The organism is Kitasatospora sp. NPDC032757, assembly GCF_055579305.1.
Window position 1 is genome coordinate 1 of the sequence record NZ_JBVINN010000007.1, and the last position, 25,515, is coordinate 25,515.

Annotated in this window: 25 protein-coding genes and 1 pseudogene; 5 read left to right on the top strand and 21 right to left on the bottom strand. The window is 71.4% G+C overall.

The window, feature by feature from the left end:
- On the bottom strand, positions 1 to 334 hold a 334-nt coding region (locus ACZ5WK_RS12090), incomplete at its 3' end, for an NAD(P)/FAD-dependent oxidoreductase (protein WP_465547249.1).
- A 233-nt stretch (positions 335 to 567) separates the two neighbouring features.
- On the opposite strand from ACZ5WK_RS12090, the gene ACZ5WK_RS12095 reads away from it, so the two are divergent.
- Positions 568 to 903: an ArsR/SmtB family transcription factor gene (locus ACZ5WK_RS12095; RefSeq protein ID WP_465547250.1), complete on the top strand. Its 336-nt coding sequence runs from the start codon at positions 568 to 570 to the stop codon at positions 901 to 903.
- Between the two features lie 204 nt (positions 904 to 1,107).
- Here the strand turns inward: ACZ5WK_RS12095 and ACZ5WK_RS12100 are convergent, their stop codons facing one another.
- Entirely contained in the window at positions 1,108 to 1,788 is a 681-nt protein-coding gene (locus ACZ5WK_RS12100) for a TetR/AcrR family transcriptional regulator (RefSeq protein ID WP_465547251.1), read from the bottom strand.
- A gap of 70 nt (positions 1,789 to 1,858) precedes the next feature.
- On the opposite strand from ACZ5WK_RS12100, the gene ACZ5WK_RS12105 reads away from it, so the two are divergent.
- On the top strand, positions 1,859 to 2,971 hold the full coding sequence (locus tag ACZ5WK_RS12105) for an FAD-dependent oxidoreductase (protein WP_465547252.1): 1,113 nt from the start codon (positions 1,859 to 1,861) through the stop codon (positions 2,969 to 2,971).
- A gap of 276 nt (positions 2,972 to 3,247) precedes the next feature.
- On the opposite strand, the gene ACZ5WK_RS12110 is transcribed toward ACZ5WK_RS12105, so the two are convergent.
- The 14 genes from ACZ5WK_RS12110 to ACZ5WK_RS12175 all read right to left on the bottom strand — a co-directional run bounded on the left by ACZ5WK_RS12110 (position 3,248) and on the right by ACZ5WK_RS12175 (position 20,602).
- Positions 3,248 to 3,910 carry a hypothetical protein gene (locus ACZ5WK_RS12110; protein ID WP_465547253.1) on the bottom strand — a complete coding sequence of 221 codons (663 nt, stop codon included), beginning with the start codon at positions 3,908 to 3,910 and terminating at the stop codon, positions 3,248 to 3,250.
- Positions 3,911 to 4,433: 523 nt separating this feature from the next.
- Complete coding sequence (locus ACZ5WK_RS12115) at positions 4,434 to 5,528, bottom strand: ADP-ribosylglycohydrolase family protein (protein WP_465547254.1); 1,095 nt, start codon at positions 5,526 to 5,528, stop codon at positions 4,434 to 4,436.
- A gap of 496 nt (positions 5,529 to 6,024) precedes the next feature.
- A complete protein-coding gene (locus tag ACZ5WK_RS12120) occupies positions 6,025 to 7,122 on the bottom strand; it encodes a MerR family transcriptional regulator (RefSeq protein ID WP_465547402.1) in 1,098 nt (365 codons plus the stop codon).
- A gap of 305 nt (positions 7,123 to 7,427) precedes the next feature.
- The gene (locus tag ACZ5WK_RS12125) at positions 7,428 to 7,703 is read right to left on the bottom strand and encodes a hypothetical protein (protein ID WP_465547255.1); all 276 of its coding nucleotides are present in this window, start codon (positions 7,701 to 7,703) and stop codon (positions 7,428 to 7,430) included.
- Between the two features lie 296 nt (positions 7,704 to 7,999).
- Positions 8,000 to 9,337, bottom strand: a complete 1,338-nt coding sequence (locus ACZ5WK_RS12130; RefSeq protein ID WP_465547256.1) for a lipase family protein — start codon at positions 9,335 to 9,337, stop codon at positions 8,000 to 8,002.
- Between the two features lie 933 nt (positions 9,338 to 10,270).
- Positions 10,271 to 11,509, bottom strand: a complete 1,239-nt coding sequence (locus ACZ5WK_RS12135) for a cytochrome P450 (RefSeq protein ID WP_465547257.1) — start codon at positions 11,507 to 11,509, stop codon at positions 10,271 to 10,273.
- Between the two features lie 152 nt (positions 11,510 to 11,661).
- Positions 11,662 to 13,056, bottom strand: coding sequence for an NAD(P)/FAD-dependent oxidoreductase (locus ACZ5WK_RS12140; protein ID WP_465547258.1), 1,395 nt, complete (start codon positions 13,054 to 13,056; stop codon positions 11,662 to 11,664).
- On the bottom strand, positions 13,053 to 13,322 hold the full coding sequence (locus ACZ5WK_RS12145; RefSeq protein WP_465547259.1) for a ferredoxin: 270 nt from the start codon (positions 13,320 to 13,322) through the stop codon (positions 13,053 to 13,055). The genes ACZ5WK_RS12140 and ACZ5WK_RS12145 overlap by 4 nt, the downstream gene beginning before the upstream one ends.
- 1,146 nt (positions 13,323 to 14,468) lie before the next feature.
- Positions 14,469 to 14,624, bottom strand: coding sequence for a hypothetical protein (locus tag ACZ5WK_RS12150; protein ID WP_465547260.1), 156 nt, complete (start codon positions 14,622 to 14,624; stop codon positions 14,469 to 14,471).
- 332 nt (positions 14,625 to 14,956) lie between these two features.
- Entirely contained in the window at positions 14,957 to 15,331 is a 375-nt protein-coding gene (locus ACZ5WK_RS12155; protein ID WP_465547261.1) for a hypothetical protein, read from the bottom strand.
- Between the two features lie 608 nt (positions 15,332 to 15,939).
- Positions 15,940 to 16,485 carry a GNAT family N-acetyltransferase gene (locus ACZ5WK_RS12160; protein WP_465547403.1) on the bottom strand — a complete coding sequence of 182 codons (546 nt, stop codon included), beginning with the start codon at positions 16,483 to 16,485 and terminating at the stop codon, positions 15,940 to 15,942.
- Positions 16,486 to 18,183: 1,698 nt separating this feature from the next.
- Positions 18,184 to 18,933 (bottom strand): DUF4328 domain-containing protein, encoded by a 750-nt coding sequence (locus ACZ5WK_RS12165; RefSeq protein ID WP_465547262.1) that lies wholly within the window; start codon positions 18,931 to 18,933, stop codon positions 18,184 to 18,186.
- Between the two features lie 196 nt (positions 18,934 to 19,129).
- Positions 19,130 to 19,420, bottom strand: a complete 291-nt coding sequence (locus ACZ5WK_RS12170; protein WP_465547263.1) for a hypothetical protein — start codon at positions 19,418 to 19,420, stop codon at positions 19,130 to 19,132.
- 192 nt (positions 19,421 to 19,612) lie between these two features.
- Positions 19,613 to 20,602, bottom strand: coding sequence for an alpha/beta fold hydrolase (locus tag ACZ5WK_RS12175; RefSeq protein WP_465547264.1), 990 nt, complete (start codon positions 20,600 to 20,602; stop codon positions 19,613 to 19,615).
- Positions 20,603 to 20,742: 140 nt separating this feature from the next.
- Here ACZ5WK_RS12175 and ACZ5WK_RS12180 point away from each other — a divergent pair, with 140 nt between their 5' ends.
- Positions 20,743 to 21,387, top strand: a complete 645-nt coding sequence (locus ACZ5WK_RS12180; RefSeq protein WP_465547265.1) for a helix-turn-helix domain-containing protein — start codon at positions 20,743 to 20,745, stop codon at positions 21,385 to 21,387.
- Here ACZ5WK_RS12180 and ACZ5WK_RS12185 read toward each other — a convergent pair.
- From ACZ5WK_RS12185 to ACZ5WK_RS12195, 3 genes are all read right to left on the bottom strand, one after another.
- Entirely contained in the window at positions 21,270 to 21,902 is a 633-nt protein-coding gene (locus tag ACZ5WK_RS12185) for a hypothetical protein (protein WP_465547266.1), read from the bottom strand. The genes ACZ5WK_RS12180 and ACZ5WK_RS12185 overlap by 118 nt on opposite strands.
- A gap of 137 nt (positions 21,903 to 22,039) precedes the next feature.
- Entirely contained in the window at positions 22,040 to 22,261 is a 222-nt protein-coding gene (locus tag ACZ5WK_RS12190; RefSeq protein WP_465547267.1) for a helix-turn-helix domain-containing protein, read from the bottom strand.
- On the bottom strand, positions 22,261 to 22,848 hold the full coding sequence (locus ACZ5WK_RS12195) for a DUF2975 domain-containing protein (protein ID WP_465547268.1): 588 nt from the start codon (positions 22,846 to 22,848) through the stop codon (positions 22,261 to 22,263). Before ACZ5WK_RS12195 ends, ACZ5WK_RS12190 begins: the two co-directional genes overlap by 1 nt.
- A gap of 219 nt (positions 22,849 to 23,067) precedes the next feature.
- On the opposite strand from ACZ5WK_RS12195, the pseudogene ACZ5WK_RS12200 reads away from it, so the two are divergent.
- A pseudogene (locus tag ACZ5WK_RS12200) lies at positions 23,068 to 23,273 on the top strand (serine hydrolase); the annotation flags it as partial.
- Between the two features lie 137 nt (positions 23,274 to 23,410).
- Here ACZ5WK_RS12200 and ACZ5WK_RS12205 read toward each other — a convergent pair.
- Both ACZ5WK_RS12205 and ACZ5WK_RS12210 read right to left on the bottom strand, forming a co-directional pair.
- Positions 23,411 to 23,641 carry a hypothetical protein gene (locus tag ACZ5WK_RS12205; RefSeq protein WP_465547269.1) on the bottom strand — a complete coding sequence of 77 codons (231 nt, stop codon included), beginning with the start codon at positions 23,639 to 23,641 and terminating at the stop codon, positions 23,411 to 23,413.
- 105 nt (positions 23,642 to 23,746) lie between these two features.
- Positions 23,747 to 24,439 carry an alpha/beta fold hydrolase gene (locus ACZ5WK_RS12210; RefSeq protein WP_465547270.1) on the bottom strand — a complete coding sequence of 231 codons (693 nt, stop codon included), beginning with the start codon at positions 24,437 to 24,439 and terminating at the stop codon, positions 23,747 to 23,749.
- A 149-nt stretch (positions 24,440 to 24,588) separates the two neighbouring features.
- Here ACZ5WK_RS12210 and ACZ5WK_RS12215 point away from each other — a divergent pair, with 149 nt between their 5' ends.
- The gene (locus tag ACZ5WK_RS12215) at positions 24,589 to 25,431 is read left to right on the top strand and encodes a helix-turn-helix transcriptional regulator (RefSeq protein ID WP_465547271.1); all 843 of its coding nucleotides are present in this window, start codon (positions 24,589 to 24,591) and stop codon (positions 25,429 to 25,431) included.
- The last annotated feature ends 84 nt before the right edge of the window (positions 25,432 to 25,515 follow it).

Sequence of the window (25,515 nt, forward strand, 5' to 3'; positions counted from 1 at the left end):
CGATCACGGCGCGGGCCTTGTGGACGTTGCCCTCGGAGTCGGTGACGGTCTTGATGTCACCCGTGAGGTCGACCGCGACGATGTCGTCCGGGATCTGCTCGGCGCCGAACCGCTCGGCCTGGGCCCGCATGTTGTCCATCAGCTCGGGGCCCATGATGCCGTCCCGGAAGCCGGGGAAGTTCTCCACCTCGGTGGTGTTCATCAGCGCGCCGCCGGCGGTGACGGCGCCCTCGAAGACCAGCGGCTTGAGGGAGGCACGGGCGGTGTAGAGCGCGGCGGTGTAGCCGGCCGGGCCGGAACCGATGATGATCACGTCACGGATGGGGGTGCTCAAGGCGATTCCTCCTGATAGGTCACGGCGGCGGTTGGCTCCGCCGGGGGCCGCGGTGTCGGGCCCGACCGCCTGGCTGCTGCGGCCCGGACCACGCCGCGCCGTTGCTGGGCCACGCGGCGGGGATCCGACCGATCCCGAGAGAGTGGGGCGACCGGAACATCTGCAACGTATCACGCTGCAGTGATATCAAGCAATAGTGGTATCAGCATGGCGTGATATGTGATAATCGAGGCATGCTGACACCAGGGACCGACAAGGCGACGCTGACGCAGGGCGACCTCATTCGAGTGCTGGGTGAGCCCCTTCGCCTGCGCATCGTGACGCTGCTCGCGCAGGCGGCCCTGTGCACCAACCACCTGATCGAGGAGACGGGTGCGCGGCAGACCGCGCTGTCCAACCATCTGCGGGTGCTGCGCGAGGCCGGAATCGTGGAGCCGGAGCCGCACGGCCGCTTCACGTACTACCGCCTGCGCCCCGAGGTGCCGCAGGCCCTGGAGGAGTTCTTCGGCGGTCTCGCCCGCGCGGCGGCGGAATCGCTGGCCGCGGACCGCAAACGGCCGTGCGAGTGACCGACGCCGAGCGCCTCCCCGCGCACGGCTCGGCCTCCGGCGCGATCGCAAGGCGCGGGCCCGGGCCCGCGCAGGCCGGCTGAGCGAGCCCGGCAGGCGCCGACGGCGAACCGCCTCGCTCAGCCTTCGGTGAGGTTACGTCGTCTCGACGCGTCGGCGCCGACCTGGTGCTGTGGGCGGTACCGGCCCTGTCCTTCGGGCGCGTCAGGTGGAGGTGCGGGCTTCGATGCCGTCGAGCAGGAAGTCGAGGCCGATCCGGAAGGTCTGGTCGGCGTCCAGGTGGGCGGCGTCGCGCACCACCGTGGCCAGCGCGGGGAACCGGCCGGTGGCGAAGGTCCGCTCCAGATAGGGCCCGAGTGAGGCCTGCCAGCGCTTCTCGTCCATCCCGGTGGCCCGCTCGGCACGCCGCTCGGCGATCTCCCGGCGCACCGCGCCGATCACGTACGCGTCGACCGCGGTGACCACCGGCATGATGGCGTCCACGTCAACGCCGCCCAGCGCGGCCACCACGGCCTCTCCCCTGGCCAGCGCGTTCGGCCCGAGCTGTGGACGCCCACCGAGCAGATCGGCGAGCCATTCGTGCTCGTGAGCGGCCTGCCGGGTGGTTTCGGCAAGGGACCGCAGCACCTCCCGCCAGCCGTCTCCGACCGGCCGGATCTCGGCGTGGACCGCGTCGACCATCAGGTCGAGCAACTCCTCCTTGCCGGCGATGTAGCTGTACAGCCGCATCGGCCCGACGCCCAACGCGGTGGCGACCTTGCGCAGCGACACCGCCTCCAGGCCGTCCGCGTCGGCCAGCCGGATCGCCGCTCGCACGATCCGCTCTCGGTTCAGCGGGGCCGGCACGGGTCGATTCGGCGGCTCCGGCCTCTCCCACACCAACATGCCGCTAACAATACATCGCATCGGGAGATACAGTGTATCGGTCAGTACGGCGTATCGGAGAGAGGCAACCATGACCATCGCCATCATCGGAGCCGGCCTCGGCGGCCTGGCCCTCGCCCGCGTGCTGCACGTGAACGGCATCGACGCCGTCGTGTACGAACGCGAACCGTCCCGCGGCGCGCGCGGTCAGGGCGGCATGCTCGACCTGCACTCCGGGACCGGGCAGCGGGCGCTGCGCGAGGCCGGCCTGATCGACCGGTTCCACGCGATTGCCCGTCGCGAAGGCCAGGACCTGCGACTTCTCGAGCCGGACGGCACCCTGCTGCTCCAGGAGGACACGCCCGACGACGCCCCACTCGAGCGACCTGAGGTCGACCGTGCCGATCTGCGCGCCCTGCTGCTGGACTCTCTCCCCGAACACGCGGTGCGCTGGGGGCACGCGTTCGAACACGCCGACCGCGGCCTGCTGCACTTCACCGACGGCGGCAGCGCGACGTGTGACCTGCTGGTCGGCGCCGACGGTGCGGGTTCCCGGGTCCGCGCGCTTCTCACCGACGCCCGCCCGGTGCACACCGGCCAGAACGTCGTCGAGCTCGGCATCCCCGACATCGACCGCACCCACCCCGACCTCGCGGCGATGGTCGGACGAGGCAACTACTGGGTGCTCGGCGACGGGCAATCCCTGTCGGCGCAGCGCAACGGCGACGGCCGCGTACGCCTCTACCTGAGCTTCAGCACCGCCGAGGACTGGTTCGCCACCAGCGGCATCCCGTTCGACGACCCGGCCGCCGCCCGGGTGCGGCTGATCGACCTGTTCAGCGGCTGGGACTCACGGTTCACCGCACTGATCGCCGCCTGCGACGACGCCGTCCTGCCACGGTCGATCACCACTCTCCCGGTCGGCCTGACCTGGCCGTCGACACCGGGCGTCACGCTGCTCGGCGATGCCGCGCACCTGATGCCGCCGGTGGGGCAGGGCGCCAACATGGCGCTGCTCGACGGCGCGCTGCTCGGCCTCGCGCTGGCCGCGCACCCGGACGACTTTCCCGCCGCCGTCGAAGAATACGAACGCGAGATGTTCGACCGCACAAGCGCCGCCGGTCGGCAGTCCGCGCACGTCCAGGAGATCCTGACGTCGCCGGACGCCGCCAAGAAGATGCTGGCGTTCTTCCAGCCCAGCTGAATGCGGCCGGCAAACAACCGGGAAACCGACGCTTGAACGTGCATGCCCGCCTGTGCAGTGGTCGCGAGGCCGGCCGGCCTCGTTCCCTCCCACCCCAGCCACCACCCCGACCTACGATCCGAGGAGCGGGAGCGGGGGGAGAGTCTCGGATCCTGATGACCCGCGAGGTCGGCCGCCGACGGCGAAGACGAGGGGGCTCGCGGCCGTTCCTGCCCGCGCAGGCGGGGGCCGGCCGGGCCACGGTGATCTCCGGCAAGCGGGGGGCGGGCCGGGCGGTCAGCGCCCCAGAGCGTTACGGACCGTCAGCCCGTGGTGGCGGCGTAGCCGGCGCATCTCCCACCAGGACAGGGCCGTGACGGTCACGGGGGCGCCCAGGATGAAGACCGCCCGGGCGCCCGCCGGAACCTGGGGGTAGGCGCCCGTGATCACGTCCAGGAGCGCCATCTCCCACACCAGGACGCCGGCAAGGACCGGCGGCAGCACCTCGTGGATGTCAGCGGTACGGAAAACGTGCACGAGCGACAGGCCGATGCCGTAGAGGGCGAAACCCATCGACCACACGCACAGCACCCCGATGGCGATCGTTCCCGGCAGCCCGACGGCTTCCCGGAGCCCCGCCGTCTCCGGCGCCATCGCGAGCGCCGCGGTGCCCATGGACGCCATGATGGCCACCACCGCACCGAGTGGGCGCAGGGCCCGACGCAGGTAGACGCGCCGCAGCCCGCCCCGCGCGGCCGCCACGAACGCACCCACCACCACGGGGAAGGTGCAGACCAGCACCAGGACGCTGGACCAGCTCTGGTTGAGGCGCTCGTCCGCAACGGCCTTGACGTCGGCGGCACTGACGACGGAGTGGTAGGTGACCATCAGGCCCACCCAGGCGGCCAGGCCCAGCACGGTGCGCCACAGTTGGAGCCTGCGGACCGCCGGATCGTCCACGACCGCGGGACGCGAAGGACGGAAGGTCCGCTGGGCGGCGTAGAACGGATTGCGGACCCCGCGCAGGATCTTCCGGCCGCGTGACGGCTCGACAGGTGGTGGCGAAGCAGGCGGGAAAGGCGGCGCGTACGGATACCCCTGCGGAGAAGCGGACGGAGCATACGGATAACCCTGCGGAGCGTACGGGTACCCCGCCGGCGGAGCGTACGCGGACCTGGGCGGCGGGACCGGGGAACCCTGGCCGGGCCACCCTGCCGGCGGCCGACTGCCCGCGCCACCCACCGGATCCCCGTACCCGGGCCCGCCGTAACCAGCCACGCCACGCACCCCCACTGTCCTGCCCCATCGACGCCACGCATCGTAGTGGCTCCAGGCCGACGGCTCCCCGCTCGACGCCGTACCGCCAGTGCGCAGGCCTACAAGCCGGCGCTCGCTGGGGAAGAGCCCACCAGGACCCGCCGCCCGATCACCGGCACCGGCGCGCCGCCTCTCGACCACTCACAGCCGAACCTCACCCGTGCTGTCACCAGCCGGGATAACGGTTCCACCAGTGCGGGTCACGGGCAGGTACGTAAGCGCTGCCACCGGGCGAGTCGACGTGCTCCTGAAGCAGGTCGCGGGCCAAGGTGTCGAGCACCCAGGCGAGTTCGAGCCGGCTCAGCAGCTCGACAGGCAACGCGTCGACGCCGTGCGCGGCTCCGAGCAGCGCACCGGCGGTGGCCGCCACCGACGTGCCGTCCGGCGCCCCGGACGCGAACTGCAGGGCTGCGGCCACGGTGTCGCGGCCGGGGAAGCGGGAGACGACGAAGAGTGCGCCGAGGAGCGCCGAGGAGGCGGTCGCGTCCGGCGCCGTCCAGGCAAGCTGCCCGTGGTCGGGGACGCCGCCGGGCGCCTTCAGCAGGTCCAGAACCGTGCCCGGGCTTGCCGAGTTCAGCACGGGCAGCGAGCGGACCAGCGCGTCGATCGGGTGGTCGTCACCCGGACCGGAGGAAGTCCAGGCCCGGAAGGGGTCACTCTCGGCCAGGCAGTGGGACACGAGTGCGGCCGCACCGAGAGCCACGTCCTGTACGTCCGGAGCGCCGTGGGTGAGCGCGGCCGTCTCGCGGATCGCCGGGGCGCAGTCGCCGGATCCGGAAAGGTGCCACAGCAGTCCGAGGGGCAGGCTCCGGGTGACAGCGTGGGCTCCTCGGCTGTTGGAGACAGGCTGCGTCGGGGTCCCCTTCGTCAGCCCGGTCAGTGCCGCGACGGTGGACGGCGCGGAGCCGCGGCGCTCACTCAGGGCAGGCACCTGAGCGAGCCAGCCGTCCGGCCACCGACCGTCGCTGCTGCCCGGCCAGCGCTCGGAGATCCGTTCCGGCTCGATGCCCTGCAGGAAGGCCCATCGGCAGTACGCGTGCCACACCACGGACGGCGCGTGGCAGATGCCCTTGTGGCTCAGCCGCATCGAGGCGCGGATCGCACCCTCGATGGTGAACGCGGCCAGCTGGGTACTGACACCGACCCGCAACGGCCCCTCGGCCGGCCACTGGCCCCGGGCCACCCCGGCTGCGTCTCCCAGCGCCGACCCAAGTACCAGCCCCCGCACCCGTGCCTCGCTCACGGCCGTCTTCTGCGACATTCCTGCCTCTCCGTTGTACTGCCGGTTTGTCATGACATCCCATCACAGGGGCGCCTCCACGTGGTCGGCCGGAAACCGGTCGTGGACCTCGTGGGCCTGCCGTCCCGCCCCGCAGGCCGGCCCGCTCCCCCACCACGCAGGAAATCTTTCGGCTGATAACCCCGGATTCGTGGCACCCGCCGGGGAGAGCGCCGAAGAATCTTTCGTCCCGGCGGTGAAGCCGCAGGGTGAGAAGCAAGTCCCGCGGCTCGGCCGGGCTTCGCAGAGGCCGGTGACGGGAAGACGCGGCAGTGATCGAGCCAAGGGTCCGGTCCGGCCGGGTCCGAAGGGCGATCCGCCTGGAATGGGCCGCGACGGAACTCCGCAAGCGGATCCACCTCGCCGGCCGGCGCCCGGTCCCCTCCCGTTCCGTCCTGTCCACAGCGCCAGGCCCGCTCAGCGCCGCACTGACCGGCGGGCCGTCAGGAGCACCAGGACACGGACGCTGCGACGCGGTTCAGGCTACGAGCAGGCGGAGGCCGAGATCTGCCGCGTCGCGGTCGGCGAGGTCGCGGTTGCGCTCGGCCCACCGGCCGGAGTCGAGGTCGTCGCTGAGGCTGCGTACCGCCCGCTGCTCGGCCTCCGGCCCGACCCTCGTCCACACCGATATCGCACGGCGCACGTGGTCCTCCAGATACGCCCCCGGCCGGCGCCAGTACGCCTCGAACAGGCCGTCAGCGCAGTCCCACGGGACGGGCACCGGCTCGACGCGGGCGCCGATCGCGTCGGCCATCCCGGCAAGCGAGGGAAATTCGGCGAGGACGGCGGCGAACTCGGGCAGGTAGTCCCGGGTGAGCCAGAACCGGTCCTGCCATCCGGGCTCGTCGGTGTCGAACGTGAGCACCACCACGCGACGGGCCACGCGCCGCATCTCGCGCAGCCCCGCTACCGGGTCCCCCCAGTGGTGAACGGTGGAGACGGCCATCGCGACGTCGAAGGAATGGTCCTCGAACGGCAGGCTCTCCGCGGCGGCGGCCACGCACGGCGCCGACCCGGCGGGCCGCTGCCCCCGCATGACCGCCGACGGCTCCACCGCGGTCACGTCGCGATCAGCCGGCTCGTAGGAGCCGGTGCCGGCCCCGACGTTCAGCACCGTCTGCGCGTCGCCGAACGCGTCCCAGATCTGCGCGGCGATCCGCGGCTCGGTGCGCCTCGTCGCGGTGTAGGCGCCGCCGATCGCGTCGTACAGCCGTGCACCGAGCATCTCCAACTGCTCCTCCGGTGTCACCCTCAGTCCCTTCGCCCGTGCCTCGAGTTCCCTGTCGATGGCCGCCACCATGGCGTCGGCGCGATCACGCCGCTCCTGCAGCAGGCCGCGCAGTCGACGCAGGTGCGCGACCGCGTCGGTGGACGGGTCGCCGACCAGCTCCGCGACCTCCCGCAGGCCGAAGCCCAACCGCCGATAGGCCAGCACCTCCCGCAGCCGCTCCACGTCGCCCGCCGAGTACGCCCGGTACCCGGCCACCGTCCGCGCCGACGGCCGAACGAGCCCGATCTCGTCATAGTGATGCAGCGTGCGAACGCTCACACCGGCCAGCTCGGCCACGCGTCCCACGGTCCAGTGATCGTCCACGGCACCGACTATGCAGCCTGACGCCACGTGAGGGTCAACACCCTCACTCACGGCAGCAGAGATCCCGGGCCCGAAGGAGCGGGCCGAGGCGACTCCTGCAAGCCGGACCGACGGTCCGGCCGGCAGAAGCCTGCCGCGATGTCCGATGCACCGGCCGGACCCTGACCAGCGCTTTCCGTATCGAGGAGATCCGCCACGACCTCGTCGCGCGCACCGCCCGAGCCGAACGCGAGGGCCGGACCGGCGAGGAGACCAGCTCCGTGATCGAGATCAGTGGCGAACGAAGATCAGAACGGAACCGGCACTCCCGCCTCGCGCAGCCTGGACAGCGCGGCGGACATGCACTGTTGCACGGTCCTCCCGTCAACGCGCATGCCATGCTCCAGGGGACCCCCACTGGCAGCGAACGTCCAGGCCGGCGCGTTGTCGGCCACCCTCTCCGCGTCCACCCTGATCATGGCGTTCACGCCCTGCTCACCCAGCCATTCCAGGATGAGGAGCGTCACGTCCTCGATGCCACGATCCTGGTCGGTCTTCGGCCGGCGGTCTCGGTTTCCCGTCATTGCCCCGACCCTACCGAAGTCCTCGCCGCAGCCGGGGCGCCCATGGGCGGCTGCTGAACGTCCTCCTGCCGGCTACGACAACCAGCCGGGAAGCGGTCCTGCACTCTCGCCGACCGCCCTCGAAAGGGACGTCTGATCTCCACGCGGCCTCATGGACCGTACGGCGCGCCTCCCGCCGGTGCCCGCGCAGGCGCAGGCGCACCGGCGAGGGTCCGGCCCCCGTCGTGCGGCCCCGCCGCGTGGATCCGGGTACGGCGTGGATCCGGGTACGGCGGGGCCATCGGGCGGCGCGGTGTTCAGGAGGCCCGTGCCGGCGTCTCCGGGGCCAGCGAGCTCCCCACGGGAATGCGACCGCAGTCGGAGGGAGCGGCCCGGCCCGCGAACCGGTCGGCGAGCCAGCCCATCGCGACGGGCGCCCAGACGACGGGGACGCCCACGTGGCTGAGCAGGTCGAACTGCTGGTACTTGATCGAGCCGTTGCCGGTGGCGCAGTACTGCCGGGCGAGCGCCCGGACATCCCCGGCGACCATGACCCCGTCACCGGTTCCGATACCCGGGGAGTTGTTGAAGGTCCCTTCCAGGACACCCCCGTCGCCCTGTGCGACGTACCCGGGGACGGTCGGAGTGGGGGCCGAGCCGAGGTTGATCCTGTTCACCGCCTCGAGGAAGGGCGGTACCGAGTTCGGGTCGGCGTACTGCGGCTTCGCCAGCTTCCTCCAGGTCAGACCCGGGTAGTGGCCCAGGGCGTCGACGATCGACCCGTGCTCCAGCTCCCGGTACACCGCCAGGCCGTCGTCACTCAGGTACGGCTTGAGGTCGATGCCGAAGGAACGGGAGACCCCGATGACCGCCATGGGGATGACACCGCTCCACACGAGGGAGCCGTCGACGTACTTGAGGTTGTGCGCCGGGTCCACGAGCAGGCCGCCCTCGGCGAAGCCGACCAGCTTGCTGTTGACCTCGGGGGCGTAGCCCGGTGCGAGTGCGGCCGCCCAGTTGGTCGCGATGGCGCCGCCGGAGTAACCCATCAGGGCGATGGCGGTGTCGGAGTCCATGCCGGTCTCCGCAGACCTGGTCGCGGCGCGGATCGAGTCCAGCGTGGTGAACGCGTACTCCGGGCCGGCCGCGAAGTCGGCGGTCTGTCCCTCGGTGTCCGGGATGACGAGGTTGTAGCCCTGCAACAGCAGCGGCGCCAGGAAGACGGCTTCGGCGTTCGCGATGGCGCCGCCCAGGGTGAGGTCGCCGGCGATGGCCCGGGAGGGGCTGTCCCGCGGGTCGAGGGAGTCGTAGAACGACTGGTAGGAGACCGCCCTGCTGCCGTCGCCCGTCAGACTCCGCACCACCGTGGTGACGTTGGCGGCCGGACGGCCCTGGGCGTCGGTGGTGCGGTAGAGCAGTTGGATCGCCTTCACCGGGGTGGGCAGGCCCACGAGGTGGTACTGCAGCGTCCGTGTCTTCAGCACGGTCCCCGGCGCGAACGAGGCCAGGGGCTCGCTGCCGTCGTAGGTGTAGAACGGGTCGCTCGCCGTGGTGGCCGACGGCGCGGCGGCTGCGGCCGTGGCGGCCGGAAGGGCGGTGACGGCCATCGCGGCGACGACGGCGGCGGCCATGAGTCGGGACGTGACGGTGCGCATGATTCCCCCGGTTCGTGGGTCGGATGGTGGGGCGTTGGTACGGGGTGGGGCGTTGGGGTCTTGGGCCGCGGTGGGGCACGGCGCTGGAGGTCGCCGGCAGGCGGCGCAGCCGCATGAGGGCCCGGAAGGGCGGCAGGGCGGCCTCACCGGACGGGTTGCCCGCGTCGGTGGGGCAGCCCGCCGTGGGCCCGGGCGGAGCCTTTCAGGGACGCGGCTGTGGGGACTGTCCGGCAGGCGCCCCGCTCCGGGCCTGACGTGTGGTCGGGTGCGGGCCCGTGAACGTGCCGGCACCGGCTGCGTTGTCAGCCGAACCGAGGACGCCCGGTCATTCCTCGGCCGGCGGTCCGGTTCCGGTGGCGCGGGCGCCCCCGCAAGGGAGACGGCGGGTACGGGGCAGAGCGGCCTTTCGCGCGGGCACGGCGGTCCTCCGGTACGGGTGGGGGCGTGGGGGCGTGAGGGCGTGGGAGTCCGATGGACGGTGAGGTCAGCGTCCACACACGTCTGGTGATCCACCGGCGGAAGTGTTACCAACCGGTAAGTAACCTCTCGGCAACCATGATGACGGCGGAACGACGCCGTGTCCCCGGGCCGTACAACAGAGATTCACGAAGTGGATTGTGACCGCACCCAACGCGGCGGAACGCGACTCGGCACCACGGTTCGCCGGCATGCCGGTCCACGAACGGCTCCGGGCCACCGCGCCGGTCCGGCAGCAGGCGGCGCCCCCCAGCCCCAGCGCGCGACGGGGCCGGTGCTGCAGCCGCCCGGGAGGGTCCGGCCGAGAGTGCCGTTCCGGCCGTGGAACCTCATGCGGTCGCCGGACGGCTGGTTGTACTCGGACGGCTGGTTGTCGCTCCACGCGCCGGTCCCCCGTGGGTGGTTACCGGCCGGTGTCACCCTGGGCTGCGCGGTGGCGGGCGCGGGCCCGGTGTCTCAGCGCCGCACGCCGTCGATCGCGATCCGCAGGTGGCGAGGCCCGCGCAGCACCGCGTTGGTGCGGTACGGGGGCGGGTCCTCCACTAGGCGCGGCCGCTCCAGCCGGCGGGCGAGTCCGGCCAGTGCCAGCTGTGCCTCCAGGCGGGCGAGCGGCGCGCCGAAGCAGCTGTGGATGCCGCTGCCGAGGCCCAAGTGCTGATTGTCCGGCCGGTCGGGGTCGAAGCGGTCCGGGTCCGCGAACCGCTCGGGGTCGCGGTTGCCGGCCGCCAGCATCAACCAGAGCGAGGCCCCCTTGGGAATGGTGACGCCGGCGACCTCGATATCGGTGATCGGTGTGCGGCTGGGCAGCATCTGAACCGGCGGCTCGTACCGCAGCAGCTCCTCCACCAGCGGCACCGCCACCCGCGCGTCGGCGCGCAGCCGCTCCAGGGTCTCCGGGTGGCGCAGCAGGGTGAGCATGCCGTTGGTGATCAGGTTGACCGTCGTCTCGTGGCCGGCGATGAGCAGGAGTGCGGCGGTGCTGAGCACCTCCATGCCGCTCAGCCGGCCCTCGGGCCCCTGTCCGGTGGCGAGTTGGGAGAGCATGTCGTCGCCGGGCGCCTTGCGGCGTTCCTCGATGAGGGCGTTCAGGTAGAGGCCGAGCTCGACGCGGGCCTGCTGGGCGATGCGGTTGCGTTCGGTGAGGTCCTGGCCGGGTTGTGGGTCGAGGGTGGCGACGAGGGTGTCGGCCCAGCCGTGGAAGCGGCTCTCGTCCTCGCGGGGGATGCCCAGGAGGCGGCAGATCACGGTCACGGGGAACGGGTAGGAGAACTGGTCGACCAGGTCTATCTCGTCACCGTCCAGGGCGTCGATGAGGTCGGTGACGATCGTCTCCAGCTCGCCGTGCATGCCGTCGATGCGGTGGGGGCTGTGCGGCGGGCCGAACGGGCGGTTGGTGATGGCGCGCAGCCGGTCGTGCTCGGGCGGGTCCAGTCGCAGGAAGTTCGGTGGCAGCACCCCGCCGGCGTCGCCCTCCTCCTGCCCGGGCGCCGCCGTGTCGGGCACGGCCCGGTAGCGGGCCTCGGAGCTGATCCGCGGATCGTGGAGCAGCGCGCGCACCGCGTGGTAGCCGCCGATCACGTACGGGCCGCTCTCGTCGTGGTGGACCGGCTTCTCCCGCAGCCGGGCATACAACGGGTACGGGTCGTGGCGGTTGGAGTAGTCGGTGATCTGCTGCAGCAACGTCAGGTCGGTCATGACGGTCCTCGGGTTCGTGGGGCACCGTGCCCGTCGTGCGGGTGCGGGGTGTCCGCGGGAGGGCCCGCGGCTCGCCGGCCTGCGGCGGGACGGCGGACGCGGGAGGGCTGGACGGGGACGGCGGGCGACGGGCGACGGGCGGGTGGCGACGGTCAGGCCCGCGCGGGGGTGAAGGTGACGGTCCGATCGGCCGGGGAGTAGCCGCTGACGGTGACCGTGGGGCCGTGCGAGGGCACGGACGGATCGGGGAAGCCGGCCGGGCGCGGGCCGCCGCCGCCGTGAGGCCGGTCCATGGTCTCGAACGGCGGCGGGAAGGGCGCGGTGCGTTGGATCAGCTCCTCGTAGAACGGAAGCCAGCGTCCGTGGTCGAAGGTGACCGCGGCGATCACCCGCCCCTGGTGCCCGTACACGGCCGTGAAGCGGCGTTCGGCGAGTGAACCCTGGGTGACCATGATCTCCTCCCCCATCGACGGCACCCCGACCGACTTGATGTTCACCCCGAACTGGGACGACCAGAAGGCCGGCACCCACAGGTGCGGCAGCCGCTGCGGGGCGGCGTTGATCATGTTGTGCGCGGCGACCTCCGCCTGTGCGACAGCGTTGCCCCAGTGCTCCAGGGAGAGGAACTGGTAACCGAACAACGGGTGCGGCGAGCGCGCCACGTCCCCGGCCACGAAGACGTCGTCGGTGACGATGCCGCGCACGTCGAACGCCCGGCAGCCGGCGTCGCAGGCGATCCCGCGCGGACCGGCGCCCAGCCCCGACCCGGCAAGCCAATCGGTGTTGCGGATCGCGCCGAGCGAGACGATCACGACGTCCGCCTCGACCGTCGAACCGTCCGACAGGGCCGCCGAGCGGACCCGGCCGGCCGCGTCGCCCTCCAGGGCGGTGACGGTGACCCCGCACCGCAGGTCGACCCCGGCGTCGAGGTGCATCTGCGTGGCCACCTCGCCGATCACCCCGCCCAGCGCACCCACCAGCGGCGCGGCCCCGCGCTCGGCGACGGTGACGGCCAGGCCGCGTTCCCGGCATGCGGAGGCGATCTCGGAACCGGTGAACCCCGCCCCGATCACCAGCACCCGGCGCGGGCCGGCTCCCAGCCGGCGTTCCAGCGCGGCCGCGTCGTCGCGGCCGCGCAGCACGAACACACCGTCCAGGGCGGCCTGATCCGGCTGCGGCCAGGGGCGGGCCCGTACCCCTGTCGCGATCAGCAGCCGGTCGTACTCCAGCTCGTCGCCGTCGGCCAGGCGCACCCGCCGCGTGGCCATGTCCAGCCCGGTCGCCGCGTTGCCGAGCCGCCAGTGCGCGTCCACCTCCCGCCGGTGCGGCAGCGCGGTGCAATCGGCGGACGCCACGCCCAGCAACACCTGCTTCGACAGCGGCGGCCGGTCGTACGGGCCGTAGGGCTCGTCGCCGACCAGCGTGAGCGGCCCCGTGAAGCCCTTGTCCCGCAAGGTCTCCGCCGCCCGCAGCCCGGCGAGGGAGGCGCCCACGATCACAATGCGTCCCTCGCGGCGGAGCCGCTCCAGCCAGCCGTCACCGTTCACCGCCGACCACCTCCGTGGCCGCCGGCCTCCGCCCCGCCGACACCTGTCCCACCGACGGACCTGCGCTGCTCCTCGTCCCGGTCGTCGACGACGATCGCCTGCACCGGACACGCCGCGACCGCCCGTGCGATGCGCTCGCGCTGTTCGGCCCCGGCCCGGGGGGCGTAGAGCAGCGCCTCGTCCCCGTGCATCCTGAAGACATCGGGCGCGAGGAACGCGCACTGCGCGTACCCCTGGCAACGATTGAGATCAACGACCACCCTCACCGGACACCACCCTCACCACACGCGGTCACGTCCACGTCAGCCTCCGCCACCCGGGCCGCCACCGCCCGTCGGAGCACCCCCATCGAGTGACCCGCCCGACCACGGGGCCGGGCCGGTCGTCCCGGCTGCCGCACCCCCGGCGGCGGTGGTCTGAGGGCCGAGGGGTGGTGCGCTCCGCTGTCGTGACAAGGGAGCGGATGCAGGTGGGCGGCGCGCGCCGGGGATCCGGCGCAGGTCCCGCCCGGCGGCGTCAGTCGGCCAGCAGGGCGCAGACGAAGTCCTCCTCGACGGCGCGCAGGTGCTCCAGCAGGTTCGGGTTGTTGGTCTGGTTCACCTGCTGGTCCGCCCACTGCGACTGCGGGTCGGCGGCGGAGTCGGGGGCAAGGTCGCGCGCGAAGTCGGGGCCCCCGGCCGGCGCCGAAGTCCGGGACCCGGCCCGGTGGGGCCCCGGCCTCGCGCCCTACGCCAGGAGGAGGGACCGGTCCCAGGCCGGGAGCGTGTCGGTCGCGGCGGTGTGACGGGGAGGGGTGACCATGCACCAGGTCTCACCGTCGCGCAGTGTCCACCCCGTGGCGGAACCCTCCGACAGCACGCCTGCGGCAATCGACCGATAGCTCACCGTCACGAACAGAGGACACCGGTGCCGCGCGGCCGCAGACGTCGGGTTTGAGTCACGTACGGAAGCGGCCCGGAAGCCGAACACCTCTTCGCTTGAACGGACTTCTCGCGTTGACCCCTGTCCGGGCCGGTCCGGCGTCCTCGCCGGTGCCGCGTCGTCGCCGGTGCGCGGCGCGGTGAACCACACCCTGGCCAGCCGTCGGGGCGGGGCCAGCTCCACCCGCGCTTCCCCGGCCGCCGTGAGCTGGGTGCTCAGCCACCAACGGCTGTGGCAGACTTCCGGGCCCCAGCGGCCGAAAGGGAATGGGCGGCGACCTTGAGCGGTGTGGTCTCAGCCGATGATCCGGGCTGGGAGCCGGACGAGCACGTGCGGTTTGCCCGCTACCGCCGGGAATTCGGCACGGTGTCCGCCGAGGACGCAGCCGCCCTCGTCACTCGCGTGCTCACCGACCCCGATTCGGGGATGGCGAACAGCGCCGTATGCGAGTAGCTCGACCGACGGGCCGCAGAGCTACTCACGGACCCTGGCTATCCCTCCTGGTGCCAGGAGATGACCGACCCCGTGGCGGTGGACGACTTCTCCGCCCGGCGGCTGCGCGAGTGGACCTTGCTGCGGGCGATGACCTTGGGCGAACCGTGGAACGCCGCGACCCTGCTGGCGGCTCCAACTGGCTTCAGCTCCACACCGCAGAGAAGTCCTCGGCCGTGATCGCCCTGGAGACACTGGCCGAGGGCGGCCGCACCCGGCGCATCCGCAACGCCGCCAAGTCCCGCCTCCCGGCCCCCGGTCGCCCACGCCGGCCGAACCGGATCACCACGTAGCCATGGGGCGGCCAGCTCTCTGCGACTGGTCGGCTTCGGTGGTCGGCAGCCGCGCACCGATGGTCCGTACTTGCCAGAGCACTCGAGTGCTCCGCGAACCCGCCACGCCCGTCTCGCGCCCGCTCAGCGGCCGGCCAGCCGGCTGAGCGGGCGGGGACAACCCTACTGATCGTTTCAGAATCCGGCCGAGGTGGTCACTCGTCGTCGAGCCGTTGAAGGATCTGGTCGAAGTCGCCCTCGTCGAGCAGGCCCGTGATCACCTGGGTGATGTTGTCGATGCCCGGGTCCCGGACGATCAGACCGTCTGAACACCAGAAGTAGCGGCCACCCAGGGCTTCGCCACTTCGGGACCACGTCTCCATCAGCCGCTGGACCTCGGAGACGGTGAACACGGTCGCACTCCAGCGCGATCCGTCCGCCAACCGGACCTCGACGTCGATGTTGCACACCGCCTCCAGGTCTTCACCGGCGCTGGGCAGGAAGGACGCCTCGAAGCGGTCCGTACGAACCCGGTACCAGGGCCCGTCCCAGCACTGTTCGGCCGCCTCGGAGGGTGCGTTGTTGGTCATCGCGTGAGTATCCCGAGCCGACCGCTGAAACCTCAACCGGCTTCCTTCGGCAAGCTCCTCCTCCTACGGCGTAAAACCCCCGAGCCGTGGTCACGCGCTCCGACAAGCGTGCCTACGGCTTCCACGGCACCGTGACCGTGGCCTCGATCCGCCCCCGGCCCAATCCGTGATCAGTCAGCCGCAAGGTGACCGCGACCCCGAGGTCTCGTCAGGTCGATCACCGTGTTGCTCTCGCATCAGTTCGCCGCTGGACCGCTCCGCGCGGAGCACGGAGAAGAGCACGGAATCGTGCCACCGCCTGCCACGGCGCCGAGCACGGCACGCCCTCCAGTCGCAGGACCCCGTGAGAGCCGCGCACGGGCGGACGCCCGGAGGTGAACGGTGGCGAGTCGGAGCACGCCTCGGCAATCGTGAGAGCGGGTCCACTGCGCGGCGGTCTCGATTGTTGTCCCGCCGGCGCCGTGGATCTTCCCGGTACCACGCGCAGCGCGACTGACATCGCCCGTCCGTCCTTCGCTTCCCCTCCGACGTGCTCCACCTGGTCAAGTGGCGTGCCGAGGCCGACGACTGATCGGTGGCCTGGTGGATCCGCACTCTCGAGCACGGGCTCAAGCGGACGGCGCGACCGGGGACCACGCGCCGAACCACTGCTCGGCGCCCCACTCCTCGAACCGTTGCACCTCGGTGAACCCGAGCTTCGCCGCGAGGCGCATCGAGCGTTCGTTGGCGGTCTGGGTGCAGAGCACCACCGGCTCGCCGGGAAGCGCGTCGGCGAACCAGCCGAGCGCCGCCGCGCATGCCTCGGCGGCGTACCCGCGTCCCCATGCCTCTGGCAGGAACAGGTAGCCGAGCTCGGCCTCCCCGGCATGCGGACGGACTTGACTCCGATGTTCCCAGTCGCGCCGGTTGAGCTCGATGGTGCCGATCATCGCTCCGCCGAGCTCGATCACGAAAAGGCCGGGCCTCCGCCCGGGCATCTCGGGCACCGCGCTCTCGAGCTCATCGCGTGGTCGAGAGCCACCAATGTAGGTGCCCACCTCCGGCGAGGCGAACAGCTCGATGAACGCCGCACGGTCCCGGGCCTCGGACTGGCGGAGCACGAGCCGCTCGGTGCTGATCGGGGCAGGAGGCCAGGGGACAGGGTGCACTGTCATCTCATCCGACACGGAACGGTTCCTGATCCTCTCGACCACACGTTTCGACCTCGTACGACCATGGCAGGCAGCGACTTCTGACGTCACCGAACATCGAGACGCGCTCCGACGAGAACCAGTTGCATTCGCAGGGAAGATCCGCCGGACAGGGCCTGGCCCCGGCGCTTCCTTGCGGGTAGTCCCACCCACGTCGCCCAATTGACTGATCGTTTCGGAGTGGAGCCGGGGCGGCGGTCACTCGTCGTCGAGTCGCTGGAGAACCTGGGCGAGGTCACCGGAGTCAAGTTGGCCGACGAACACCTGAGTCATGTCGTCGATGCCGGGGTCCCGGACGAATCAGGCCGTCGGACCACCAGAAGTAGCGGCCGCCCAGCTCCCCGTCCGTCCGGACCCGCCCCCTCTGGCCACTGCGACGCGGCATGATGCGCGCGTCCACCGGCGGCCGATCTCCCCGGGCTCACGGCTGGCCGGGCTCGGCTCCGGAACCTGGCCGACCCTTCGGCCGACGCCACAGCGGGCGACCCTGGTGACCTGCGCCGCGTCCCCGGACGACAGAGCGGCAGTACAACCGCGCAACGGGCAGGCTCCCTTGATGGGTTCGGGCGCCCTGGGCTTCCTGAGGGAAGCAGACGGCGCTATTTTTGAACGCATTCAAAATACCGGGCACACCAGGGGGTACGACATGACAGAACCGCAGCTGCCAGGGCGCACCCGTCGCAGGCCATGGCCTCTCGTAGCTCTGGCCGGCGCCTCGTGGCTGCCACTTGCAGCGGGGGACCTGACCAAGAACCGGGGTGCCAATGGGGGCAGCATCGTTCTGTGCTGCCTGGCCATCGCTGTCACCGTGCTACCCCTGCCGTTGCCCGGCACCAGGGGGTTCCGCCGATCCTGTCTTGTCATCGGCTGGCTGCAGTTCGGCACCGAGATCGCATACTCCCTCCCGTTTCTCCTCATCCCGCTGCCGTTTGTCGTCGCCATCAGTCCAGCCGGCGTCCTACTGCTCCTCGCGGGCAGGAGAACCGGCGGCCGGGTCTGCACAACCATCGGAGCTCTGCTCGGCGCCGTTCCTTTCGTACTCTTCCTGACCCGGGGAGGTCCGGCCTGGCTCGGCTAGCAGCCGGCCCGGACCAGGGACCGCACCGTGGCGACGCGTCCTGGTCCGCATCGGATGCCGCCCGGGCCGGTCAAGCTCGCGGTTCTCGGTCACGCGCGTGGACTGCGCCGAGCCCCGCCGACAACGCCGGCGCCCAGCGGGAGCGATCCGGCCGGGGCCGGTTCCCACGCCCCGACGGGGATCAGTAGCCCGGCGGCTGGCCGCCGGCGGTGTGCGGATATCGGTTCGGGCGGGTAGCCGGTGATCTGCCAGGGCCACCGGGACGTCGGTGGCGAACGAGAAACTCTCGGCACCTGGTGCTGCGAGACTCACGTACTCGACCTGGAAGCGGCAGTCGACCTCGTCGACGCTTCGGTGCACGGGGCCGGGCACGCGCTGCCGCACTCCTGCCCGGCATCCACGTCGTCACCACCACCGACCTCGACGGAGGCGCGACCGCGGTTGCGCACGAGCGGGGCCTGACCGGGCTGGTGCGGTGCCGCCCGTCCGGACACGCGTTGTCGAGGTCCATCCGGGCCAAGCCCGAGCAACGCCGCAAGCCCTGACCCTTTGCTTTGCAAGGTGCCAGGGCCGTATCAGGGCTCTCAGGCCGTCATCATCGCGGCTGGCACGGGGGCGGTCAGCCCGGCGCGGGCATCCTGCATGGCGCTCAGCCGGCGCACGACCAGGATCGCCAGGACGGCAGCAGCGAGAGTGAAGGCGCTCTCCGCAATCTCCAGCACCAGCGAGGTCTGAACAGCCGCGACGTCGGCGTCGACGTCTCCGCTCGCCACGGTGGCAGCGCCCACGGACGCCGCGGTGATCCGATTGAGGATCAGCCCACCGATCCAGGCCGTCCACCAGGACGACAGCAGGCCCTGGGAGAGAATCTGCCGCTCACCGTAGGGGCCGGTGACAGGCGCGCTGGCCTGCCAGCAGTCCACCGTGATCCGCCACGGGAACCAGAGGCACACGATGGGCGTGAACCATGCGCCGATCACCCAGCCCTTGCCGTGCTGGTGGGTGCCCGGGGCAAAGAGCTCGGCGTTCTCGCGCACGCGGTAGAGCCAGATGATGAACAGGGCGGCCGTCGCGACCAGGACGGTCACCGAGAGCACGTTCAGAGCGTTTGAGAGTGCGAGCATGGTGTCGAGGGAATCGTCGGCCGTGTCGGTCGTGCCGTCCGCCAGCGCCCCGACCGACGAGTAGTCGAACATGTCCAGCACTGCCACGGCGAGCGCGAGCGCGCCGTTGACCCCCAGCAGAATCGAGGTTGCCGTCCCCAGCGATGCCGGTGACCGGTACGCACCGGCGCAGGCGAAGCACTGTCCGTCCGCTCCCAGGCTCGGACGCACCCTACAAACCAGACAGGACATCAGTCGGTGACCCTCACGTAGAACGCCGAGGTCAAGTCCCCGGGCGGGCATGACCCTAGCGCTGCCAACGCGCCGCCGCCACCAAGAAAGTCGCAGGCCAGAGGCCTTATTGTCAGATATCCGACACGTCCCCAACCGCTCGACTTTCGCTGATGTGGCGATCTTTGGATGAGGTTCATGCGCCGGCAGCGGCCAAGGCGCGGGTGACGGCGAGGATTTCGGCTTCGCTGGGCCGGCCTGCAGGGTTGGGCATATTGCGGGCGGCGATCATGACGCGGCGAAGCTTGGCGACCATGTCGGCAAGGGCGGGCTCGCGCTTGGTGGTGTACCAGGGCTGCTGCTCGCGGCGCTCGTCGAGGTCGGCGGGGTGGTGGCCGTGGAGCGCGTACCAGAGCACGGTGATCGTGCAGGCAGCCAGGCCGAAGGGCACGGCCCGCTCGACCGCGTGCGCGGTGCGGCTTTGCATCTGGCCTACCTGCCCGGCTGCCCACGCGCTCCCACCGCGTGCCAGCGACAGACCGGGGGACGAGGCCGAGCGTGAGCGACGACCCGCTGAAGCTGATGAGGCGGTTCGGCGTCACGGAGTCAACCGCCATGCGCTACATCGGCGCGGCCCACCCGGAACGGACCGCGAAGCTGCCCAGGTAGCCTGCCTGGTTCAGCCCTGGAGGGAGGCGAGCCAGGCGGTCAGCAGGCGGTTGACCTCCTCGGGGCGCTCCTGCTGGATCCAGTGCCCGCAGCCGTCCAGGACGTGCGAGGCGGCCAGGGCGGGCAGGGTGGCGGGGTGGGCGTCGATGGCGTCGGCCATCCAGGTCGTGGAGGCGTCCAGGGCGCCGCCGATGAACAGCGACGGCTGCTTGATCAAGGCTCCGCGGTGGGGGGCGAGGTCTTCCCAGTCGCGGTCCATGTTGCGGTAGCGGTTGAGGGCCCCGGTCAGGCCGGTGCGCTCGAACTCCCCGGCGTAGACGTCGAGGTCGTCCTCGCCCAGCCAGAAGGGCAGCTTGCCGGTGGGGAAGCGGTCGCGCAGCCGGCCGGAGTCGCGGGTCACGAAGTGCGGGTCGGGCTCGCCCTGGGCGGGCATGGTGTCGGCGGACAGGGCCGCGTAGAAGCCCGCGAGCCAGCCCCGGACGTCGGGCTCTATCTCCGCCTCGGCGCGGCCGGGCTCCTGGAAGTACGAGACGTAGAACTCCTGCTCCGGGCCGCCGATCTGGCCGAAGACGTCGGTGGGGCGGGGGCCACCGGGCGGCGTGTAGGGGACGCTCAGCAGGGCGACGGCGCGAAAGATCTCGGGGTGGATCAGGGCGGAGGTGGCCGCGATGTTGGAGCCCCAGTCGTGGCCGACGATCACCGCGCTCTCCTCGCCGAGGGCGCGCACGAGGGCGACGTTGTCCTCCACCAGGTCGAGCATCCGGTAGGCGTCCGTCGCGGCTGGCTTGAAGGAGCGGCCGTAGCCGCGCACGTCGAGCGCCACCGCCCGGTACCCGGCCGCGGCGAGGGCCGGGAGCTGGTTGCGCCAGGAGTACCAGGACTCGGGAAAGCCGTGGACGAGCAGGACCAGCGGGCCGGTGCCTTGTTCGACCAGGTGCAGGCGCCCGGCCGGCGCCTCGATGGTGCGGTGGCGAAGGTGGGCGGACGGCTCGGCGTGCATGGGCTTCTCCTCGGTTCACGGGCGGACGCGGGTACCCGTCGATCATGCGGCGCGGCAGCCGCCCGACGCGATCAGTCTTGCCAATCCGGCAAACTTGCAGGACAGGGTCGGGCGGCGTGGCCGGAGGGAGCGGGGCGAGGATGGCGGACGACGGCATAGCCGACACGCTGGCGGCGATGGGCCCCCGGCTGCGGGCCGCGCGCGAGCAGCGCGGCGCCACGCTCACCGGCATCAGCTGTGCGACCGGCATCTCGCTGAGCACGCTGTCGCGGATCGAGACCGGCCGGCGCAAGCCGACCCTGGAGGTGCTGCTGCAGCTGGCGAAGGAGTACGGCGTCTCCCTGGACGAGCTGGCCGGCACCGCACCCGCCGCCACGACCGGACCGCGCGCCCCGGTGCTGCAGCGCCTCGGCGACGACAAGGCGGTGCTGCCGCTGACCCGGTACGTGGGGGGCCTGCACGCCCATAAGCACGTCCTGCCCGCCGTCGAGGAGCCGCCGCCGCGTCATGATCGCCGCCCGCAATATGCCCAACCCTGCACGTCAACCCAGCAAGGCCGAAATCCTCGCCGTCACCCGCGCCTAGGCCGCCGCCGGCGCCTGACCCTCACTCGAAGATCGCTACATCAGCGAAAATCGAGCAACCGGGGCGCGGTTCGTTGTTGGGCTCAGTGCGACCAGTGGATGTCGTCGGTATTCGGGTCCAGGGTCGTGGTGGGGCGGGCGGAGTCCGGGGCGTATTCGACGCCGACGCCGCGGATGGACATGGTGAGGGTGAGAGTCTGATCGGGCCCGGGTGCGAGGGCGACGAAGACTCGGACTCCCTCGGGAGATTCGGCGTCGAAGTGGTAGTCCGGGCCCTCCTCCGGCGTGGACGGAGTCCAGATCCAGCCTTGCTGCCGGTAGCCGTGCCGGCGCCATTCGGCCGCGATGCCGTCCGCCAGCTCCTGGCGGTGGCTGGCGAGGATCCGGGTACGGGCGGTGAGCTGCCGGTCAACGAGGGACAGCTTGCTCGGATCGCCGTTCGGACGCGGCGCGTCGTGCTGGACGACGTAGCCGGTGTCGACCAGCACCAGGCCAGGGCTGAGACCGCCGACCGTGTCCTGGAGCGCCTGTTCGCTGCGCTCGCGGAACTCGCCCGCGGTGAGGCGGACGCGCTCGGGCCCGGCCTTCGGCGCGTAGGGGTCGTCGAGCCCGATGTACCACCACACACCCACGTTGAGCGCGTACACGGCGAGGAGCATACCGGCGAGGCCCACCACCGCGCCCAGGCACCCCTTCGCCAAGCCCTTGTCGAACACCCCGGCCCTCCCCGATTCTCTTCGAACAGTCACGGTAGGCGCCCCGCGCCGCCCGGCACCTGAGTACCCGTACTCAAACGAGTACCGGCGCTGTTGGCCGGACAGGCCACGGGCGTCCCCGTCCCCGGTGGCTGCGATCACGGGGAGAACGTGAGCAGATCGCCGGGCTGGCAGTCCAGCTCGCGGCAGATCGCGCTGAGCGTGCTGAAACGGATCGCCTTGGCGCGGTCGTTCTTCAGGATGGAGAGGTTGGCAACCGTCACGCCCACGCGTGCGGCCAGTTCGGCCAGCGTCATACCGCGCTCGTCCAGCAGACGGTCCAGCCGGCACACGATCTGGTGCGGCTCCTCCGGCGGCATCAGACCAACCCCTCGGTGTCAGCGCGCAGGCGGGTACCGGCCCGGAAAGCCCCTGCCGCGGCGCCGACGAGGAGCGCCAGGAACACCGGCTCGACCTCATAGGTCCTGGCGGGAGCAATCGCCTCCGCCACCGGCAACCCGCGGGCCAGGAGATTCGTGGTCATCATCTCCAGCAACGGGACGACGACCCCCATCAGCATGAGGACGACGGCGACGACGGTGAGGCGCCGCGTGTTCTCCGGCACGAAGAAGTCGCCGTCCCGGAACGTCCCGGCCACCCGCAGCAGCACCGCGAGTATCACGACGACCAGCACACCGCTCACGATCCCGGGCAGCGCCAGGAACAGGCGCTGCCCGAGACCCGGGTCACCGAAGGCCAACTCGACGTGGTCGGAACCCCGAAGCGTCACGACCCCGGACGAGACCCCGCCGGGCGACACGGCGGCGCCGGGCAGTTGCACGGACGCGTCGACCCGCACCTCACGCGCGTCCACCGGCCACAACGAGCCGACCACCCCCACGACCGGAATCACGACGCGGAACAACCCCACCACGACCAGCGCCACCCCCAGGGCCAGCTCCAGCACGTGCTCCGACACCCGCGTCCACCAGGACGTTCCGCTCATGGTCCCCGCCTTCCAACATCACTGACATATCGTTTCTCGATGTTATCGAAAAACGATATGTCAGTGTCAAGCGAGGTCCGAGCGGAATGGGTCACCGCCGCCGGCTCATGGGCTTCGGGCCTCCTGCGGCAACGCCGGCGGTCGACATCCTCCGTGGGCCGACGCGGCTCCTCGTTGCTGCCTGCACCCGAGCCTGACGAATGGATGCGCCGCCTCGGCACGCTCCCGCGGATCCACCAGCCCGGACAGCGCGACTGTGCAACGTTAGCCACGACGTGCTCGGCGTGCTCGGCGTGCTCGTGGCCAGGGTCACCGGCCAGTCGTTCGGGACCTTCCTGCGCGAACGCATCCTCGATCCGCTGGGCATGAAGGACACGGGCTTCCACACGATCAAGCCGAACCAGACGGGGCCGGCATCGGGGTGGCCTACGTTGTGATCGCGCCAGCCGGCCGGCACGGGTCCACTCGGCCCGGGCACACCTGCGCCCGGGCCGAAGGGGGAATCGGGGACAGGGCGGGCCCGTCAAGCAGCGAGGGCAGGTAGGCGTACTCGACGATCGTGAACTCCCCGGCCGCCCCCGACGTCCACCACCCGCTGATGCAGCGGCCCGAAGACGTGGTCGTCGTCGTCCTTGATCACCATCTTCCCTGCATCGCCGGGGAAGACGCTGAGGATCCCCCCGAACCACATCGGGGTCGGCCGGCCCGCCAGGATGTCGGCGAAACGGCGGTGGAGAGCGAAAAACGGCGTCACCGTTCCTGATCGCGGCCGGTGACGATCAAACCCCCTGCCTGGGTGGCCGGTTCGCTGCTGACGACACGTCAAGACGATCCGCGACCCTCAGCGGTAGGCCCGTCGTCAGCGCGTCGAGGCATCCTCGGTGCACTCGTCGAGCAGTAGTGCAGCGACCGCCTCCGGGGCCTCATGCATGGCGTCGTGGCCGGTTGGGAGGTCGTGGACCTGCCACTTGGGATCGGCTTGCAGTCGGGTACGGAGTTCGGCGAACGGCGTCCGGTCCTCCCATCCTGAGCAGTAGACGAACTCCCGGCGGGGCACCCGGGCGAGCGCGCCCGTGAGCCGGATCGTCTGCAAGAACGAGGCCAGGGGATGGGGACGGCGGCGGGGATCGCCGCCGTCCGGCGGTCGGACGGCGTAGCCGGTGGTCGCGGCGCCGGCAGCGAACACCTCCCGGTAGCGGTCTGTCGTCGACGACCAGCACGACTCGCCGTCGCGCGGTACGTAGGCGTCGAGATGCACCAGACGCGAGACCCGGCCGTCGGCTCGATCGGCGGCTGCGGCGATCACCATGCCGCCGTAACTGTGGCCGACGAGCGTCGCGCTGGTGATGTGGGCGCGATCGAGGAGCCGCAGGACGTCGTCGGCGTGCGTGTCGAGGTTGGCGCTCGCGACCGTCGCGTTGTCATCGCCCGGCCGCAGACCGGTCAGGGTCAGGGCGTGAACGGCATGACCGGCACGCTCCAGCAGCGGAACCACCGCCTCGAACGCCCAGGAGCCGTGCCAACCGCCGGGCACGAGGACGAACGTCGCCATGCGATTCTCCTTCTCTCGATCCGCGGCATCGAGGCACGCTGCCTCGATGCCAGGCGGGTCCGGTCGGGTGGCCTGCGCGACCGACCGCTCCGGATGGAAGAAGTGTCACCAGATCAGGGTGTGGCGTGCTACCCGTAGGATGCCAACTGATGCCTGTTCGCCGCCAACCTCGCCTGCACACCGGTGTGACGTCCCATGTGTGGCCGTCCGGCGGGCGCCACCTCTGGCCGTCCGGCGAAACCAGCGCAGCACAGTCGCACGCACGGGGGCACCTGGTATACGCAGCCGGCGGCGTCCTGGCGGTTCACACCGAGCACGGCACGTCGATCGTTCCCGCCAACCGGGTCGCCTGGACCCCCACCGGGTTCACGCACTACCACCGCGCCCACGGCGACACCGACATGCGGATCGTCTTTCTCACGCCATCCCTCGCGCGGCTCCTACCCGACCATCCCGCCGTCTTCCTGGCCTCCGGCCTCGCCCGCGAGGTCCTGCTCGCCCTGACCGGCCCCCGCAACTACGACGACGCGTCCGGCTACAGCCGCTCCGCGCACTCTCGCCTCCTCCGCGTCCTCGTCGACGAACTCCGCGAAGCACACGAACAGCCACTGCACCTGCCGGAGCCACGGGACGACCGACTGCAGGCCATCGCCCGGATGCTGTACGAGAAGCCGGCGGACAACGCCACGCTGGCCGAACTCGGGAAGACGATCGGAGCCAGCACCCGAACCCTCAGCCGACTGCTGCGCAGCGAACTCGGCATGACCTTCTATGAGTGGCGCACGCAGCTACGCATCTACCACGCTCTCGTGCTCCTCACCGACGGCCACGACACCATCCAAACCGCCCACGCCTGCGGATGGGCCAACCCCAGCAGCTTCATCGCGGCGTTCACCAGCATCATCGGAACGACCCCGGGCCGCTACCGAACCGGTCGCCAGACCACCGCCCACGCATCTCGACTCCCGACGGTGGTCAAGTCCTCGGGGTGATGCGTGCTCCCACCCGCGACGACAGTGGCCGGCGACCGGACGATGCCCGGCGCAGGCCGCCGTGAGGGCCCTCGCCCCGTGTGA

What these genes read in the sequence shown, in the direction of transcription:
- ACZ5WK_RS12095 (WP_465547250.1), top strand. Translation starts at nt 568, where the DNA reads ATGCTGACACCAGGGACCGACAAGGCGACGCTGACGCAGGGCGACCTC.
- ACZ5WK_RS12100 (WP_465547251.1), bottom strand. Translation starts at nt 1,788, where the DNA reads ATGTTGGTGTGGGAGAGGCCGGAGCCGCCGAATCGACCCGTGCCGGCC.
- ACZ5WK_RS12105 (WP_465547252.1), top strand. Translation starts at nt 1,859, where the DNA reads ATGACCATCGCCATCATCGGAGCCGGCCTCGGCGGCCTGGCCCTCGCC.
- ACZ5WK_RS12115 (WP_465547254.1), bottom strand. Translation starts at nt 5,528, where the DNA reads ATGTCGCAGAAGACGGCCGTGAGCGAGGCACGGGTGCGGGGGCTGGTA.
- ACZ5WK_RS12125 (WP_465547255.1), bottom strand. Translation starts at nt 7,703, where the DNA reads ATGACGGGAAACCGAGACCGCCGGCCGAAGACCGACCAGGATCGTGGC.
- ACZ5WK_RS12130 (WP_465547256.1), bottom strand. Translation starts at nt 9,337, where the DNA reads ATGCGCACCGTCACGTCCCGACTCATGGCCGCCGCCGTCGTCGCCGCG.
- ACZ5WK_RS12135 (WP_465547257.1), bottom strand. Translation starts at nt 11,509, where the DNA reads ATGACCGACCTGACGTTGCTGCAGCAGATCACCGACTACTCCAACCGC.
- ACZ5WK_RS12155 (WP_465547261.1), bottom strand. Translation starts at nt 15,331, where the DNA reads ATGACCAACAACGCACCCTCCGAGGCGGCCGAACAGTGCTGGGACGGG.
- ACZ5WK_RS12160 (WP_465547403.1), bottom strand. Translation starts at nt 16,485, where the DNA reads ATGACAGTGCACCCTGTCCCCTGGCCTCCTGCCCCGATCAGCACCGAG.
- ACZ5WK_RS12170 (WP_465547263.1), bottom strand. Translation starts at nt 19,420, where the DNA reads ATGCAAAGCCGCACCGCGCACGCGGTCGAGCGGGCCGTGCCCTTCGGC.
- ACZ5WK_RS12175 (WP_465547264.1), bottom strand. Translation starts at nt 20,602, where the DNA reads ATGCACGCCGAGCCGTCCGCCCACCTTCGCCACCGCACCATCGAGGCG.
- ACZ5WK_RS12180 (WP_465547265.1), top strand. Translation starts at nt 20,743, where the DNA reads ATGGCGGACGACGGCATAGCCGACACGCTGGCGGCGATGGGCCCCCGG.
- ACZ5WK_RS12190 (WP_465547267.1), bottom strand. Translation starts at nt 22,261, where the DNA reads ATGCCGCCGGAGGAGCCGCACCAGATCGTGTGCCGGCTGGACCGTCTG.
- ACZ5WK_RS12210 (WP_465547270.1), bottom strand. Translation starts at nt 24,439, where the DNA reads ATGGCGACGTTCGTCCTCGTGCCCGGCGGTTGGCACGGCTCCTGGGCG.
- ACZ5WK_RS12215 (WP_465547271.1), top strand. Translation starts at nt 24,589, where the DNA reads ATGCCTGTTCGCCGCCAACCTCGCCTGCACACCGGTGTGACGTCCCAT.